Below are 16,688 nucleotides of genomic sequence, written 5' to 3' on the forward strand. Positions count from 1 at the left end.
GGTGCCTAGTGCTCCATGGTGGCGGCCAACTGCCATCCTTCTCGTGCCCCGCCAGGGCCGTGCTGCAGTCCTCATGCTTACGCAATCATCGAGCGCGCTTTTGCCGCACACGGTCTCCGAGACCAGCCTGACGGGCGAGCACCACAGCGGTGAGGTCGGCAGAGATCCGGCCGTCGTAGTCGGTGGCCGTGGCCAGCACGCAGGTGAGGGCCGCAGCGCCGTGCGGGACGACGCCGGCAGTTGAGCGGGCGGCACCGCCCCGACGGCGGCCTCGACCGCGCGGGCCCCAGCGGGCCACGGAAGCCAGCCTGTCGCAGGGGCGGCCGCGACATCCGGGCGAATGTGTACCGCCAGCATGCGTCGTGCCACTCCACCTGCTTGCCGTACTAGGCGACTGAAGGTGTTGTACGACTTAGCTGAGGTGTGCTTGCCGGAGTGGCACCTCGGAGGCGGTGTCGGTCCGTCGCTCTGCACGGTGGGCATACCCGTGTCCTCGAATCGATGCCCCTTGCATCGAAGCTGGCAGGGACAGGGCTCGACCAGGCTCATCCCTTCGGGTAGAGGTGGCGGGTCGGTGCCTTCCCCGCACCGGCCCGCCAGGTCGGACGCTAGTCGACTCGAACATCCGTTCGAGTTGGGACACGCTGGCGGGCATGCCGCCCGACGCGTCCGACCCGGACCCGGATGGCCACGAGCACCGCTTCCAACCGCACGACGTCAGCTACGCCGGCCGTCTGCGCGACGAGCCGTGGATCAACGCCCGCCTCGTCCGTCTCCCACATCTGCAGCGCCCCCATCGACCTCCGCGCCGGCGGACCGCTTGCAGAGGGCGGCTCCCGGACGTGAGGCCACCAGCGGCTGCGTCGCTCAGCCGCCGTGGCGTTCGCGGCCAACTTCTGAGGCGTGCTCCATGGACTGCCCCGGTAGTGCGCAGCAGGCAGGGTCAAGTCCATTGAGGTGGTGTACGACTCACGCCGCGTGATGCTTCCTGCGGTCAGGCCGTCAAGGCCTGCATCGTGAGGTCGGAGTTCACCTCCGGCGCGGTCCCGTTGGTCTCCGCGCCGCCGGCCATCGCGATCAACCGGCAACGGCCCAGCAGGTCCAGGCCGAGGTAGCGGCGACCCTCGGTCCACTCATCGTCCTGCTCGGCCAGCACCGCCCCGACCAGCCGGATCAGGGAGTCCCGGTCGGGAAAAATCCCTACCACGTCCGTGCGGCGGCGGATCTCCCGATTCAACCGCTCCTGCGGATTGTTGCTCCAGACCTGCCGCCACACCTCTTTCGGGAACGTCGTGAACGCCAGCACGTCGGCGCGGGCGGCATCCAGGTGTGCGGCGACCTTCGGCAGTTTCTGCTCCACCGCATCCAGCAGCCGGTCGAACTGGGCGTGCACGGAGTCCGCGTCGGGCTGGTCGTAGACGCTGTGCAGCAACGTCTTGACCCAAGGCCAGGACGTCTTCGGCGTGAGGGCCATCAGGTTGGCGGCGTAGTGCGTCCGACAGCGTTGCCACGACGCGCCCGGCAGGGTGACGCCGATCGCAGCGACCAGGCCGGCGTGCGCGTCCGACGTCACCAGCCGGACACCGGTCAGACCACGGGCGGTCAGATCGCGGAAGAACCCCAACCAGCCGGCGCCGTCCTCAGCCGAGGAGGTCTGCAGGCCCAGGATCTCCCGGTGCCCGTCGGCGTTGACCCCGACCGCCAACATCGCGTGGACGTTGGCGACCCGGCCGTCCTCACGGACCTTCATCACCAGCGCGTCGGCCGCCACGAACGTGTACGGCCCGGCGTCCAGCCGGCGGGTGCGGAACGCCTCGACCTGGGCGTCGAGGTCCTTGGCCATCTCGCTGACCTGCGACTTCGACAACCGCGTGATCCCCAGGGTCTCGACGAGCTTTTCCATCCGGCGGGTGGAGACCCCGAGCAGGTAGGCGGTGGCGACCACCGTGGTCAGCGCCCGCTCAGCGCGACGTCGGCGCTCCAGCAGCCAGTCGGGGAAGTACGACCCGGACCGCAGCTTGGGGATGGCGGCATCGATGGTCCCCAGACGGGTGTCGAAGTCGCGGTGGCGGTAGCCGTTGCGGGCGTTCACCCGCTCCGGGGACGAGGTGCCGTAGGCGGCTCCGCAGACCGCGTCGGCCTCGGCGGACATGAGCGCGTTCACGAACATCGACATCAGCTCACGCAGCAGGTCCGGGCTGGCCTGAGCCAGTTGCTCGTCCAGGAAGCGGGCAGGGTCCATCATGGGTCCAGCGGTCATCGCGTTGGCATCCTTCAAAGGCACTGTGAGAGGTCCTTCGAAGCATCACGCGGTGGCCGCCTTCTACATATCAGCCGCGCCCGTCACCGGGCTGGTCGTACACCACTCTGGTGGACTCCACTGCAGGCAGGGCGGTCGCAAAGACGGGCGTATCCACGTCGGGTGCGCTGGCGCCAGATGTGGCGGGGGGTTGCTGGTCAGCCGATCCGCGAGACGTACGTGTCACCGCGCGGGTAGTGCAGACTGGGCGCTGGACGGGGAGGCGGTCCGGCCTGGACCGGGTCGATTGGCGGCGTGCGCTTGCCGGGGATGGACGTGGGCGGCGGCGGGCTGTACCTCGGGCGTGGGGCCGCAGTAGGCGTCGGGGTGCCGGAAAAGTCCTCGATCGGGGCGGCCGCGTAACCGGCCAGGTAGCCGAAGGCGGCCGCCACGGGTACTGCTGCCAAGAGCAGGATGGTGCGTTCGGTGGGGCGTGCTTCGGCCAGCAGCGGCAGCAGGGTCAGCGAGGCCAAGGAGGCCACGCCCACGACCAGGGCGCGGCGACGATCGATCCGGGGCACAACGCCTGCTCCCTTCGTCCTCGGCCGCTGACGGCGGCCGTGCCGGCCGCCTGCCTCTCTGCCGGTCTCGGCTGATCCTGCTGGATCTTCTAGAGCCTGCCACAGCCGGTGCCGGCATGCCGGGTGATCTGATGTCTGCGCGACTGCCTGAACGGCCTCACCTACTCACGCGTGGCGGGCGGCTGCCCCGCCGCCAGCCAGCGCATGCCTCCGCGCCGCACTGCTCCAGCGGCGGACACCCGACAGCACCGAAGCAGGTGTCGCCAGCCACTGGCCTATGGGGCCACCGCCCTCCTTCATCTCTCGGTCACTTACGCCATTGCGACTGCTCCGGCGCCATCTCCGTCGGTGCCGGTGAAAGCGCGACGGCGCTCGCGGATCGTGGCACGCACCTGCAGGGTGAGCGCGCGGCAGTCCAGGAGAGGCACTGCAGGGGACTGAGTTCGTGACTCAGTCACCCTGCTGATAGTTGCCTGATGCGATCACCGTGCGACTGCCGTGCCCCTGGGCCCTCACGGCGATGAAAGGCTGTCCGCTCACGCGTGCCGTCCTTGATACCCCGGCGTTCTCGCCTGCCCGCCGCAGTCGGTCTGGACCGACGTACTGGGTGGGGCCGTGGTCGTTGTCACCCGGTCGGCACGGTCCGTTCGGATGCGGGCTTTGTCGTCTACAACCAGCAAAGGGGCTGGGCGCACCGTTGGTCACCCAGGGCAGGGCATCGTCGGCTCCGCGCCTGCGGCGGGTGCGGCCAGGTCCCGGGCGGCATCGCGGCGGCCAGGCGTCCTGTTTAGCGCGATCTTCAGCGCGGCCGGCGGGGTCATCGGTCCTGTTCCCGATGTGCAGGCTGCATCGGGCGATGGTTAGTTGGTGCCTGGGTGCGCTCGATGCCTCGTTGCGGCGGTGCTTCAGGAGGCCAGGGAAGAAGAAGTTCGCGGCCGATCGACGAGCCGTGCGACATCACTGCAGGTCAGGGCCCTGTTCGTCATGCCGCCCGCGGCGTAACTTGTGCGACACCAATGGGACACGCAACGGAAACGGCGTCGCGTGAATGTTCGCTCATGCCCACCGCGACGCTCGCTCCTCCTGTGGCGCACGTGACCACGGACCCCCGGATCGTCCTTGTTCGAGATCTTGTCCGGGAGGACATCCGCCGCGGCCGTTTCGACTCCGGGGCGATCTTGCCGGGCGAACACGAGCTGATGCTCGAGTACTCGACCACTCGCAGTGTCATCCGTGGTGCCTTGCAGATGCTTCGGGCAGAGGGATTGATCGATCGCCGGCAGGGGACAGGCACTTATCTTGTCGACCGGCAGGCGATGCATCCGCTGGACCATCTCAGCGCCGACATCGGAGCGCACTACCGCAGGCCTCGCACGGTGACCGGCAAGCTGACTGTCGTGGACGTCATGCCGGCCCCGGCGCCCATCGCTGCGGGTCTGAACATCACGCCCAGCGAATTGGTCAGGCATCTGGATGTGGAGATGTACGTCGACGGCGTGATCTACCACATCGCGTCCAGCTACATCCGTGAGGAGGACGCGAAAGGAATGCAAGGCACAACCTTTCTCGGGGACTACTACAACCACATGGAGGCGTCGGGAGTTGTGCTGGGTGAGGCCGAGATCGCCTTCGAGGCGGTCAACGCCGACGGCCCCACCGCAACGCGGCTGGGACTTCCGGTCGGTCGCGCGGTCATGTTGTTCCGCCGGATCACTCACGACTCCACGGGCCGGCCTGTGGAGATCGGGTTCGGGCGGCTGCGCAGCGACAAGCTAGCGCTGGTTTCGCGGGTCCCGCGTCGGAAGGAGACAGTGGCGTGAGCAGGTTCCTCGCACGGCGGCTGCTGCTGAGCATTCCCATCCTGCTGGGCGTCTCGATCGTCGTCTTCATCACCATCAAGATCATCCCCGGTGACCCAGTGGCCAGCATGCTCGGGCCGACAAGCACACCTCAGGCCCGCGCCGCGCTCAACGCCCGCCTGGGCCTAGACCAGCCCTTGCCCGTGCAGTACTTCCGCTGGCTCATCGCCATGCTGCAGGGTGACCTGGGCAACTCCATCGCCCAGCAGCGCCCGGTCCTCGGACTGGTCACGAGCGCCTTCGTCAATACCTTGTGGCTGACCGCGTTCGCCGCCGTTCTGGCCATTGTTCTGGGGCTTGTGCTGGGCGCGGTCTCCGCCCTTCGGCGCGGAAAGATTGCGGCCACCATCAGCAATGCTCTGGCCCTGTTCAGCATCTCCACCCCGCAGTACACGATCGGGCTGCTGCTGATCATTCTGCTCGCCAACGGAACCGGCTGGTTCCCCGTCTCCGGCATGTACTCGGCCGTCGGTGGGGGAACGTGGGGTGATCTCTTCTGGCACCTCGTCCTACCCGGAGTGACCGCAGCGCTCGTGCCGGCCGGGATCATCGCGCGCATGTTCCGTTCAACGGTTCTGGACGTCATGAGCTTGGAGTTCATCGACTCCTACCGGGCTCGAGGGCTCAGCGAACGGCGCATCCTGTGGCATGCGTTCCACAACACGACACCCACGCTGCTCACCGTGGCCGGGCTGCAGGTCGGGTATCTGCTCGGTGGTGTCGTCTTCGTCGAAACGGTCTTCTCCTGGCCCGGACTGGGCCAGCTCGTCTTCGACTCGATCTCCCGGCGCGATCTGGCGGTCATCCAAGCCGGGGTCATGATCGCCGCCTTCGCTTTCGTCCTCATCAACGTGATCGTCGACCTGCTGCACAGCGTGATCGATCCCCGCGTCCGCGCCTGACCTTGCACGCCTTCGCGCACCGGTATGCCGTGCTGGCCCGCCGGTGCCATGGCACCCCCTTGCCCGGATGATCCGGAATCTTGCAGGAGGAACGACTTCCGATGACCACGCAAACCCCTGTGCTGGCTGCCCCGACGGTCGTGCCGTCGCGCGCTGCCCGCCGCGGCCGCCGGTTGCCTGTCCCGGCGGCCGCCGCCGCCACCGTGCTGGCGCTCGTTGCGGTGATGACGCTGCTCGCTCCGCTCATCGCCCCTTACGGGCCGCTGGAAGGTGATCTCGCCGCGCGGCTGCAGCCCATCGGCTCCCCAGGCCACCTGCTGGGCACCGACGGTCAAGGACGTGACGTGCTGACCCGGCTGCTGTACGGCGCCCGGCCTTCCCTGCTGGCGGGACTGCTGCCGGTGATCTTCGCCGGTGCGGTGGGAATTGTGCTGGGTCTGGTGGCCGCATTGGGGCACCCCCGCCTGCACACCTTGGTGATGCGCGCCCTGGACGTGCTCTACGCCTTTCCGGCCGTGCTGCTAGCCATCGCCATCGCCGCAGCGCTGGGATCGGGCATCAGCAACGCCATCATCGCGCTGGCCATCATTCTTATCCCGCCGGTGGCCCGCGTCACTGAGTCCGAGGCCATGCGCATCAAGTCCGCCGATTTCATGGCCGCCGCCCAGGTCTCCGGCGCCAGCCGGGTCTCGATCGCGCTGCGGCAGGTGCTGCCGAACGTGGCGCCCGCCGTCGTCGTCTACGCCACCGCCCTGGTGGGGCTGTCCATCGTCTATGCCGCCGGTCTGAGCTATCTGGGGCTGGGGGTCTCCCCGCCCACCGCGGAGTGGGGCGTGATGGTCAGCGAGATGCAGCAGTACCTGTTCACCGCACCGCTGCTGCTGCTGGTTCCGGCTGTGGCCATCCTCGTCGTCTCCGTGGCCTTCAACGTTCTCGGCGACGGCCTCCGTGACTTCTTCAACGTCAGGACGGACGCATCGTGAGCAGTTCCACGCACACTCAAGACCCGCGCCGCTCTGGCTCCAGCCAGGCAGGACCTGGCCAGCACGGTGCGCTCTCGGCGCACACACCGCTGGAGGTCACCGGGCTGGCCACCACCTTCCACCGCAACGCGGGCTCGGTGCTCGCCGTCCGCGGCGTGGACATCGAGCTGGCGCCGGGGGAGACCCTGGTCCTGCTGGGGGAAAGCGGCAGCGGGAAGTCGGTGACCATCCGCTCCATCCTGCGGCTGTACGGGACCAGCGCCCAGCACGCCGGAACTGTCCGCCTCGGCGACCTGGACCTGCTGCAACTGGGTCCCTCGGCGCTGCGGGCGGTGCGCGGGCGGACCATCTCGATGGTTCCCCAGGACCCCAACGGCTCGTTGGACCCGCTGCGCAAGGTCGGCCGCCAGATCGAGCAGGTGCTGGTGCTGCACGGCACCGTGCCCGACCGCAAAGCCGCCAAAACGCGGGCGTTGGAGCTGCTGGGCCTGGTCGGCATCCCCAGCCCTGCACGCGTGGCCGCCTCTTACCCGCACGAGCTGTCCGGCGGAATGCGCCAGCGAGTCGCTATCGCGATCGCCATCGCCTGCGACCCCGTGGTGCTGCTGGCCGACGAGCCGACCACGGCCCTCGACGTCACCGTCCAGTCGCAGATCCTGGATCTGTTCACCGCGCTGCAAGACCGGCTGGGAACGGCCCTGCTGCTGGTCACCCACGACGTCTCGGTCGCCGCCGACATCGCTGATCGTGTCGCGGTGATGTACGCCGGATCCATCGTCGAGCAGGGACCGGCCCGCGAGGTCCTGGACAACCCGCGCCACCCCTACACCCAGGCACTGCTGGATGCCATACCCCACCCCACCAGTGAACGCGGGCAGCTCAAAGCCATCCCCGGCTCACCGCCGGTGGCTGGCGCGCACTTCACCGGCTGCGCCTTCGTAGACCGCTGCCCGCTGGCCCAGGACACCTGCCGCACGGACCCGCCGGCCTTGCTGCAGGTGGCACCCGCTCACCAGGCCGCCTGCCCGGTGGCCAACCCGAAGGAAGCCGCATGAGTGCCGAGACCCTGCTCGACGTCGTCGACCTCGCCAAGACGTTCCCCAACGGAACACGCGCAGCAGACGACGTCAGCCTCAGCCTTACCCGCGGCCAGACGCTGGGGGTGGTGGGGGAATCAGGGTGCGGGAAGTCGACCACCGCCAAGATGATCCTGCGGCTGCTCAAACCCGACCGCGGATCGGTGACGTTTGAGGGCATCGACGTGCTGCGCGCCAAGGGCTCGGAGCTCAAGGAGGTCCGCCGCCGCCTGCAGCTGGTGCCGCAAAACCCGCAGACCTCGTTCAACCCCCGGCTGACCATCCGCGCCTCGCTGGAGTTCAACCTACGCGCCCATGGAGTGCCCCGCCGGACCTGGCGCAGCACCGTCGACGACATGCTCCTGCGTTGCGGCCTGCGCGTGGAACAGGGCAACTCCTACCCGCACGAACTGTCCGGCGGGCAGCTGCAACGGGCAGCCATCGCCCGCGCCCTGGTCACCGGGCCCGATCTGGTGGTCTGCGACGAGGCCGTCTCGGCGTTGGACAAGTCGGTGCAGGCGCAAGTGCTCAACTTGCTGTCCGAACTGCAGTCGGATCTGGGAGTGTCCTACCTGTTCATCTCCCACGACCTGTCTGTCGTGGAGCACATCAGCGACCGGGTCCTGGTGATGTACCTGGGCCGGGTCGTGGAGCAGGCCACCTCCGAAGCGCTGTACGCCGACCCGGTTCACCCCTACACCAAGGCGCTGCTGTCCTCGGCTCCCGGGGCGCCGATCGAACGCATCGTCTTGCAGGGCGAACCGCCCAACCCCGCAGACCCGCCGTCGGGATGCACCTTCCGCACCCGCTGCCCCTGGGTCATGGACACCTGCGCCCTCGAGCGCCCGCTACTGGCGACGACCCCCGCCGGATCGCTGGCCGCCTGCCACCTCAATCTCAGCTCCCGTCCCCTGGCCACTTCGTCCCCGGCCTGAGCCGTAGCTCAGTCTTCAGAGAGGAAACTTCGTGGAACGCACAGCGTCCCCGTCCCCCGCTTCCGGCCCCGCGCGCCGTACCCTCCTGCTCGCCTCGTTGGCCGGCTTCGGCACCTTCGCCGCGGCCTGCTCGGCGCCCGGTGGTGGACCGGATGCCGCGGCTGACCAGGACGGTGCAGGTTCGGCCCTGATCATCGGCATGACCGCCAGTGACATTCCGCTCCTGGATATCGGGATGGCTCAGAACGAGGGGTATGAGGGGCTTCGCTTCGTCGCCAACCAGTTGTACGACTCCCTGACCCGCTTCGACCTCACCGACGGCAGTGTGATTCCGCCGGTGGTGGCCGGCCTGGCCGAGAGCTGGCAGCCGGACGAGATGGGCACCTCGTGGACGTTCACTCTGCGGCAGGGCGTCACCTTCCACGACGGGACCCCGTGGAACGCCGACGCCGCGGTGTTCAATCTGCGTCGCTACACCGATGACACCTTCGAGTACTTCTATCAGGAGCTCAACGGGCAGGCTGGCCTGGCCATCGCCGGGATCTCCGCGGCCACGGCCGTCGATGAGTACACCGTGCGGATCGACTGTGTCGGCCCTTGGGCTTATCTGCCCTCAGATCTTACGACGGTGTACATGGGTTCGCCCACCGCCATCCAGGAAGCAGGCAACGACGGGTTCGGTCAAAAACCTGTCGGCACCGGCCCGTTCACGTTCGTCAGCGTCGAACGCGGCCAGAGCCTGGAGCTGGCGGCCAACGCCGACTACTGGAACGGCAAGCCGGCGGTGAGCAATCTGATTCTGCGCCCGATTCCGGACACCACTGCCCGGGTGGCGGCGTTGCGGACCGGGGAGGTGAACTGGATCGAGGTCCCGCCGCCGGACGATGTCGACTCCCTGCAGAGCGCCGGGTTCCAGATCGAGACCAACAGTTACGACCACATCTGGCCGTGGTGTTTCGACACCACGCAGCCGCCGTGGAACGATGTGCGGGTCCGCCAGGCCGCCAACTACGCCATCAACCGCCAGTCTCTGGTCGACAACGTCCTGCAGGGAACGGCCGAACCTGCCTTGCAGGTGTGCCCCAAGGCCAACGCCGCCTACCGGCCGGAGAACGACCTCTACTCCTACGATCCCGACCGCGCCAAGCAGCTCCTGGCCGAGGCAGGCGTCTCGGGGGGCATCACCGCGACGCTGTCCTACCCCACCAGCGGTTCGGGCAACATGATCCCCGGGCCGATGAACGAGGCGTTGCAACGGGACCTTGCGGCAGTGGGTATCAACGTCGAGCTGCAGCCCATCGAGTGGGCCTCGATGCTCACCGACTACTTCGTCGGGAACATTCCCGGCGGGGCCAGCGCGATCAACATCAGCCTGTCCTTCCAGCAGGAGGGCTTTTGGAACAACTGGCTGGGCACCGGCGTCACCAACGTCACCGGCTGGCACAATCCCCAGGTGGAGGCTCTGTTCACTCAGGCCCAGGCCACTCTCGATGAGGCAGGGCGCGCCGAACTGTACGCCCAGGCCTCGGCGATCATCACCCAGGAAGCGCCCTGGTTGTTCGTGGTCAACGACCGCAACCCGCGGGTGCTGGCCGCCAACGTCGACGGTTTCGTCGAGCCGCAGTCCTGGTTCGTCGACGTCACCGACGTGTCGGTGACGTGAGTCCAGCCGCCCAGGGCGCATCGGTGGCCGGGCGCCGGCGCCTCATCGGCGTCGTCGTGGTCTCTGGCATCGCCTCCGGGCTCACCGGCCCGCTGGTCTCGGTGGCCGCGGTCCACCTCGGCGCCGGTGGGCTCGGTGCCGGGGTCGCGGTGGCCATCTTGCAGGTTCCAGTCATCGTGCTGGGGTTGTTCGGCACCCGCTGGCTGCCGCGGCTGCCGCTGCGACGTACCGTGACCTGCGCGGTGGCGCTGGGCGCTGTGGGTGCCGGGGTCGCGGCCGCCGGCAGCTACCCACTGCTGCTGACGGGCCGGTTCGCGCAGGGCGTGGGTGTCGTTCTCCTGCTGGGCACGGCCGGGTACGCACTGGTGGCCCGCGAAGGCAGGACCGGGCGTGGCAGCGGCTTCGGCTCCTTTCAGGCGGCATGGTTCGCCGGCATCGCGGTGGGTCCCGTCGCGGCGCTGCTCGTGGCCTCTGCCGGCGGGGACTTGGTGCGGGCCACCTTCGCCACGGCCGCGGCGCTGGCGGGGCTTCTGGCCATCGTGGCGGCACTCGTGCTGCGCGACGGCCCGCCAGGGCCCAGGCCCCAGTGGGGTCGTCCCCGCGGGGCTCGTCCGGCGCGTCGGGAACTGCTGCTCAGTGGCGCTGGGCAGGCCACCCGCAGCGGGTTGGCTGTGACGATAGTGCCGCTGGTGGGGGCCGACCGGCAGCTGACGGGGCACCAGCTGATTCTGGCGGTGACGGTCCTGGGCGCCGTCGACGTCGCTGCGATGCTCATCGCCAGCAGGCTGCCGCGCCGGGTCGACCGGCGCGTGGCGATGGTCCTGGCGTGTGGATGGGGCGTCCTGGCGCTCATCCTGCTCGCCCTGGCCCGGACGCCGGCCCAGTTCATCCTGGCCTGCGCGGTCCTCGGGGTCACCGTCGGATCGACCTGGGTGCTGCCGGGCTCGCTGGTCCTTGACCGCGCCTTACATGTGGAGGCCGCCTTCAGCTGGTACCGCCTGTCGTGCGATGTGGGCCTGCTGCTCGGTGCGCTGGCCGGCGGCGCGCTGGCCGCGTCCGGGCCTTCTCGTGCGCTGTGGCTGTGGACGCTGCCGCTGCTGGCCACCGCGGTCCTGGCCTGCACCATCCGGTCCCGGGGCCCAGGGCTTCCCCCGTCCTATCCACCCGCCGCGCGATTCACCGCCAAGACGATCACCGCCAAGACGATCACCGCACGGAGCACCACCGCCAAGACGGCCACCGCTGGGACAACCACCGCTGGGACGACCACCGCGAAGACACCACAGGAAACGACATCACAGGAGGTAGTGCCGTGACAGTTCCCGATCTCGGACGAGGCCCGGTTCCCGACCGCGCGCTCATCGACGCGATGGCGGGCGACCAGGGGCTGGACTGGAGCGAAGCCCGTCGAGAGCAGGGCCTGGCGCAGGCGGTTTCGATGCGCCCGGCGCTTCTGGCGCTGCGGGCCAAACCTCTGGCCTACGTCGGCGACGTCATCGAACCCGCGCACGCGTTGAAGTGGCTCGACGCCACAGGAGAGGAAAATCGGTGAGCGACCTCACGGACAAGACCGCGACCGAACTCCTCGCCCTGTACGCCTCCGGGCAGGCCTCACCGGTGGAGGCCGTGCAGGACTGCTTCGCGCGCATCGCGGCCGTCGACCCCGCCCTGAACGCGGTGCTCACACCGCTACAGGAACAGGCACTGGCCAGTGCCGCCGACAGCGCCGACCGGTGGGTGAAGGGCACGGCCCGCCCCCTGGAAGGGGTGCCGTACGGGCTGAAGGACATCGTCGCCACGGCAGGCATCCGCACCACCGGCGGCTCCCGGCTCTACGAGGACCACGTCCCGACAGCCGACGCCACCCTGGCCGCGCGGCTGCGGAACGCCGGCGGAGTCCTGGTGGCCAAGCTGCACACCTTCGAGTTCGCCTGCGGCGGAGCGCAGAACCGCACCTTCGGGGAGTGCCGCAATCCGTGGGACCTGACGCGGACGACCGGCGGATCGTCCTCGGGCTCGGGCGCCGCGGTCGCCGCGCGGATGATGCCGGTGGCCATCGGCACCGACACCGGTGGTTCCATCCGCATCCCCAGCAGCTACTGCGGCCTGACCGGGCTCAAACCCACCTACGGCCGGGTTCCGCGCGATGGCGTCATGGGCATGTCCTGGACGATGGACCACGCCGGCCCGATGACCCGCTCGGCCGCTGACGCCGCTCTGGTCCTCGACGTCATCGCCGGAGCCAGCCCGGGGGACCCGACCAGCTCCGCTCGCCCGGTGCCCGATCACTTCGCGGCCGTGGGCGCCTCCGTCGCCGGACGCCGGGTCGGCCGTCCCCGGGGCTGGTTCGAGGACCGCATGCACCCGGCGGTCGGGGCGGCGTTCGAGGCAGCCTTGGCCCAGCTCGAAGGAACCGGGGTCGAGGTCGTCGACGTCGAGCTGGAAGAGATCGACGTCATCGCCACCGCGAGCTGGGCCGTCATCTACGCCGAGATGCTCTCCTTGCACGCCGACGTCGCCCACCTCGTCGAGGACCGCGACAGCATGGGGGCCGGGCTGCTGGCGGCTACCCCGTACGTGCATGCCGCCGACTACCTCAAGGCGCTGCGCTACCGCGCGGTGTTCCAGCAGCAGCTGGACGCGGTCATGTCCGCCGCCGGCATCGACGCGTTCGTCACCCCGGCCGCGACCACCACCCCACCCCGACTGGCCGACATGCTCGTCGACACCGGTGACGGGCTGGTCGATTGGCTGGACGTGGCCAGCCGCGTCACCGTTCCCTTCAACTACTCCGGCAGCCCCGCGCTGGTCATGCCCGGCGCCCTCGTGGACGGAATGCCGACCAGCATCCAGCTCGCCGGGCGCCCGCACCAGGAGTCGACGCTGCTGTCCCTGGCCGGGGCTTTCCAGTCCGTGACCGCGCACCACCTGGCCCGGCCGGCTGAAGCACCCCTGCACACCCCTGCCCCCACGACCGTCGGAGCGACCTCATGACCACCACCGAACTCGCGACCGAGGCACTGGCCCTCACCCCCACCAGCGGCGCCCCGGTACGCACCATCACCGACGCCGCCGCCGCGCTGCGCGGGGGCACCACCACCGCGGTGGAGCTCGTCCAGTCCGCCATCACCCACGCCGACGCCCTCGACGGCCTGCTCGGGGTCTACCTGCACCGCACCGACGCAGCCGCACTCCAGGCCGCTGAGGCGGTCGACCGGGCCTTCGCCGCCGGGCAGGACCTGGGCCCGCTGGCGGGAATCCCGCTGGGTATCAAGGACATCCTCAGCGTCCAGGACACCCCTACGACGTCGCAAAGCCTCGTCATGGACCCAGCCTTCGCCGAGAAGGGCGACGCCGTCGTGGTCGCCCGGCTCAAGGCCGCCGGCGGCATCATTACCGGCAAGACCACCACCATGGAGTACGCGGTCGGCTGCCCGGACCCCGACAAGCCCTTCCCCATCCCGCGTAACCCCTGGAACACCGACCACTGGACCGGCGGATCCTCCTCCGGCACCGGCAACGGAGTCGCGGCCGGGATGTTCCTGGGCGGCCTGGGCACCGACACCGGCGGTTCGGTGCGCTACCCCTCCGCACTGTGCGGCATCAGCGGCATCAAGCAGACGTTCGGCCTGGTGCCCAAGTCCGGCTGCACCCCGCTGGGTTTCTCCTACGACAACATCGGCCCGATGGCGCGCACGGTGCGCGACTGCGCCCTCATGCTCGGCGTGATGGCCGGGCATGACGCCTCCGACCCCACCAGCGTCGATGTCACCGTGCCCGACTACACCGCAGCCCTCACCGGCGACGTGACCGGCCTGCGCGTCGGGGTGGCCACCCACCTGCTGGACCTGCCGGGCTTCGATCCCGACAACGCGGCCCTGTTCCGCGCCGCGGCCGAGGAGTTCGCGGCCGCCGGCGCCGACGTCGTGGAGGTTCAGCTGCCCAACTACGCCGCTGCCACCGCGGCGACCACCTACGGATTCTGCGCCGAGGCCTTCGCCTACCACCGCAAGGACCTGCAGGACCGCTGGCAGGACTACGGCATCCACACCCGCCGGGCGCTGGTCAACGGCATGCTGTTCTCCGCGGCCGACTACGTGCAGGCCCAGCGGGTCCGCCGCGCGACGGTCAAGGCGCTGAGCGACCTCATGGCCGAGGTGGACATCCTGCTCACCCCGACCACCATGATCGCCGCCCCGGCGCTGGAAGGCCTCGACTTCGACCTCGTGATGGCCACGGTCCTGACGCCCTACTTCAACGCCGTCGGCACCCCCGCCATGTCGATCCCCATGGGGTTCACCTCCGCCGGCCTTCCCGTGGGCCTGCAGGTGGCCGGCCGGCCCTTCGAGGAGTCCACGGTCTTCCGCGCCGCCGACGCCTACCAGCAGCGCACCACCCACCACCTCGCCGTTCCCGCCCTCGTCCAGGAGGTCTCCGCATGAGCACCGCCGTCTCCGACCCCACCACCAGCGTCCAGGTCCTGCTGGACGCCGCCGGACTGACGATCTCCGCCGCCGAGTTCGACAAGCTCGTCGCGATCTACCCCGGCATGCGGGCGTCCGTCGACGCCCTCTACGACGTCGCGATGGGCAAGGAGGAGGAACCCCAGCTCATCTTCACGCCGCTCGTCTGACCGTCCCCGCACGCCGAGCTGAGGAGAACAGCAATGGAACCCACCAGTACCCGGTTGCGGGGATTCCTCCGCAAGCCCACCCCCGAACGGGTCAAGGCGGCCGGCGCGGCCGAGTTCATGCACCTGAGCGACGACGAGGCAACGATGTACGCCGGCGTCCTCAAAGGGGTCCTGTCCAACCTTGACCGGCTCGACGAGCTGTCCTTCAACCACGCCCCGCTGAAGTGGACGACCCGCGACCCGGGGCGGCGACCCACCCCTGAGGAAGACCCGTTCAACGCCTTCGTGCGCCGCTGCCTGGTCCAGGGCGCCGCCGACGGCCCCCTGGCCGGTGTGCGCTTCGGCGCCAAGGACAACCTGGCCGTCGCAGGCGTCCCCCTCACCAACGGATCACGGGTGGCCCCCTACGCCCCGACCCAGGACGCCGTCTCCGTCGAGCGCCTGCTCGACGCCGGCGCCACCCTGGTCGGCAAGCTCAACCTCGACGACTTCTCCTCCTCCGGCACCGGGGAATCGGCATTCTTCGCCCCGGCCCGCAACCCCCACGACCGCACACGCTCCGCGGGAGGATCCTCGGGCGGATCGGGATCAGCCGTGGCCTCCGGTCACGTCGATCTCGCTCTCGGCGTGGACCAAGGTGGCTCTGCTCGTATTCCGGCCTCCTTCAACGGGGTCGTGAGCCTGAAAGCCACCCACGGGGCGATCCCGTCCGCGGGGGTGACGCACATGGACCACTCCATCGACTACGTCTGCCCCATCGCACGCACCGTGCGCATGACGGCCATCGCCACCGACGTCCTCACCGGCCACGACGACCGCGACCCGCAGTGGGTCCGCGGCGCCAACGAACCGACGCACTGCGTCGACGCCCTAGACGCCGGCGTGGCGGGCATGACGATCGCCGTCGTCCAGGAAGCCTGCGACCCCGCCCTCTGCGACCCCGACGTACTGACCAACTTCGAGCGATCGCTGACCGCCCTGGAGGAGGCAGGAGCCACCATCACCCGGGTCTCGATCCCGCTGTGGAAGGACGCCTGGGCCATCGAAACGGCCCTGCTGTGCACCCTGGCATGGGCCATGAACCAGTCCAACGGCATCGGCTTCGGCCACCGCGGCGTCGTCGACGAGAACCGCTCACACGCATTCGCCCTGACCCGGAAACTGGAGGCCGACGAGTTCGCACCGTTCTACAAGGTCTGGCTACTGGCGGGCCGCTACCTGCAAGACGAGTACCACGGAACGATGTACGCCAAAGCGCAGAACCTGCGCTACGCCCTGACCCAGCAGGTCGAGGCGGCTTTGAGCGGAGCCACCCTGCTGGCGATGCCCACGACTCCCCAGGTCGCTCCCACCCTGCTGCAGGCCCCCGAACCCGAGGACGTCATCCTCGGGCGCGGTACGACGATGGTCACCAACACAGCTCCCACCAACCTGACCGGTCACCCCTCCCTCGCGGTGCCCACCGGCCGGGACCGGGATGGCCTGCCGACCTCCGTCCAGTTGGTCGGAGGACTCTTCGCTGACGCCGTGACCTTTGCCGCGGGCGCCGTCGTCGAGGCCGCGTTCGGGACACTCACCCCGCCTGACCTGCCCATCGGCCAGGCCGACGACCTGACCGTTCAGGTCGATGTAGAGATGAGCTGACTCAGAATTGCTCTCGTGGAGATGTCATCAGCGGTTGACAGAGTCAGCTGCTGATGACATCTCCAGGTCCATTTCAGAGTTGCAGAGGTATGGCTGAAGGTCGATGTGGTGGGGGTGCCGCCGAAGCCGCGCTCAAGGCAATGGTCGGGCAGTGACTGGTCGAGCGATGCTCC

General features: G+C 69.2%; 14 protein-coding genes. 12 read left to right on the plus strand and 2 right to left on the minus strand.

What is annotated here, in order from left to right; all coding sequences use genetic code 11:
• Positions 1-994: 994 nt before the first annotated feature.
• Both ACRYR2_RS15035 and ACRYR2_RS15040 read right to left on the minus strand, forming a co-directional pair.
• Positions 995-2,260 (minus strand): IS256 family transposase, encoded by a 1,266-nt coding sequence (locus ACRYR2_RS15035; RefSeq protein WP_432563693.1) that lies wholly within the window; start codon positions 2,258-2,260, stop codon positions 995-997.
• Between the two features lie 197 nt (positions 2,261-2,457).
• On the minus strand, positions 2,458-2,820 hold the full coding sequence (locus ACRYR2_RS15040; RefSeq protein ID WP_432563694.1) for a hypothetical protein: 363 nt from the start codon (positions 2,818-2,820) through the stop codon (positions 2,458-2,460).
• Between the two features lie 1,058 nt (positions 2,821-3,878).
• Here ACRYR2_RS15040 and ACRYR2_RS15045 point away from each other — a divergent pair.
• The 12 genes from ACRYR2_RS15045 to ACRYR2_RS15100 all read left to right on the plus strand — a co-directional run bounded on the left by ACRYR2_RS15045 (position 3,879) and on the right by ACRYR2_RS15100 (position 16,515).
• Positions 3,879-4,640 carry a GntR family transcriptional regulator gene (locus ACRYR2_RS15045; RefSeq protein ID WP_432563695.1) on the plus strand — a complete coding sequence of 254 codons (762 nt, stop codon included), beginning with the start codon at positions 3,879-3,881 and terminating at the stop codon, positions 4,638-4,640.
• Positions 4,637-5,581, plus strand: a complete 945-nt coding sequence (locus tag ACRYR2_RS15050) for an ABC transporter permease (protein ID WP_432563696.1) — start codon at positions 4,637-4,639, stop codon at positions 5,579-5,581. Before ACRYR2_RS15045 ends, ACRYR2_RS15050 begins: the two co-directional genes overlap by 4 nt.
• 101 nt (positions 5,582-5,682) lie before the next feature.
• The gene (locus ACRYR2_RS15055; RefSeq protein WP_432563697.1) at positions 5,683-6,564 is read left to right on the plus strand and encodes an ABC transporter permease; all 882 of its coding nucleotides are present in this window, start codon (positions 5,683-5,685) and stop codon (positions 6,562-6,564) included.
• Positions 6,561-7,619, plus strand: coding sequence for an ABC transporter ATP-binding protein (locus tag ACRYR2_RS15060; protein WP_432563698.1), 1,059 nt, complete (start codon positions 6,561-6,563; stop codon positions 7,617-7,619). The genes ACRYR2_RS15055 and ACRYR2_RS15060 overlap by 4 nt, the downstream gene beginning before the upstream one ends.
• Entirely contained in the window at positions 7,616-8,575 is a 960-nt protein-coding gene (locus ACRYR2_RS15065; RefSeq protein ID WP_432563699.1) for an ABC transporter ATP-binding protein, read from the plus strand. Before ACRYR2_RS15060 ends, ACRYR2_RS15065 begins: the two co-directional genes overlap by 4 nt.
• A 31-nt stretch (positions 8,576-8,606) precedes the next feature.
• Positions 8,607-10,238 carry an ABC transporter substrate-binding protein gene (locus ACRYR2_RS15070; protein WP_432563700.1) on the plus strand — a complete coding sequence of 544 codons (1,632 nt, stop codon included), beginning with the start codon at positions 8,607-8,609 and terminating at the stop codon, positions 10,236-10,238.
• Complete coding sequence (locus ACRYR2_RS15075) at positions 10,235-11,554, plus strand: MFS transporter (protein WP_432563701.1); 1,320 nt, start codon at positions 10,235-10,237, stop codon at positions 11,552-11,554. Before ACRYR2_RS15070 ends, ACRYR2_RS15075 begins: the two co-directional genes overlap by 4 nt.
• Positions 11,551-11,790 carry a hypothetical protein gene (locus tag ACRYR2_RS15080; protein ID WP_432563702.1) on the plus strand — a complete coding sequence of 80 codons (240 nt, stop codon included), beginning with the start codon at positions 11,551-11,553 and terminating at the stop codon, positions 11,788-11,790. Before ACRYR2_RS15075 ends, ACRYR2_RS15080 begins: the two co-directional genes overlap by 4 nt.
• Positions 11,787-13,232 carry an amidase gene (locus ACRYR2_RS15085; RefSeq protein WP_432563703.1) on the plus strand — a complete coding sequence of 482 codons (1,446 nt, stop codon included), beginning with the start codon at positions 11,787-11,789 and terminating at the stop codon, positions 13,230-13,232. Before ACRYR2_RS15080 ends, ACRYR2_RS15085 begins: the two co-directional genes overlap by 4 nt.
• On the plus strand, positions 13,229-14,680 hold the full coding sequence (locus tag ACRYR2_RS15090; protein ID WP_432563704.1) for an amidase: 1,452 nt from the start codon (positions 13,229-13,231) through the stop codon (positions 14,678-14,680). The genes ACRYR2_RS15085 and ACRYR2_RS15090 overlap by 4 nt, the downstream gene beginning before the upstream one ends.
• Positions 14,677-14,871 carry a hypothetical protein gene (locus ACRYR2_RS15095; protein WP_432563705.1) on the plus strand — a complete coding sequence of 65 codons (195 nt, stop codon included), beginning with the start codon at positions 14,677-14,679 and terminating at the stop codon, positions 14,869-14,871. The genes ACRYR2_RS15090 and ACRYR2_RS15095 overlap by 4 nt, the downstream gene beginning before the upstream one ends.
• Positions 14,872-14,904: 33 nt before the next feature.
• Positions 14,905-16,515 (plus strand): amidase family protein, encoded by a 1,611-nt coding sequence (locus ACRYR2_RS15100; protein WP_432563706.1) that lies wholly within the window; start codon positions 14,905-14,907, stop codon positions 16,513-16,515.
• Positions 16,516-16,688: the final 173 nt, after the last annotated feature.

The organism is Kineococcus deserti (genome assembly GCF_050871945.1).
In the GTDB taxonomy this organism is placed as follows: domain Bacteria; phylum Actinomycetota; class Actinomycetes; order Actinomycetales; family Kineococcaceae; genus Kineococcus.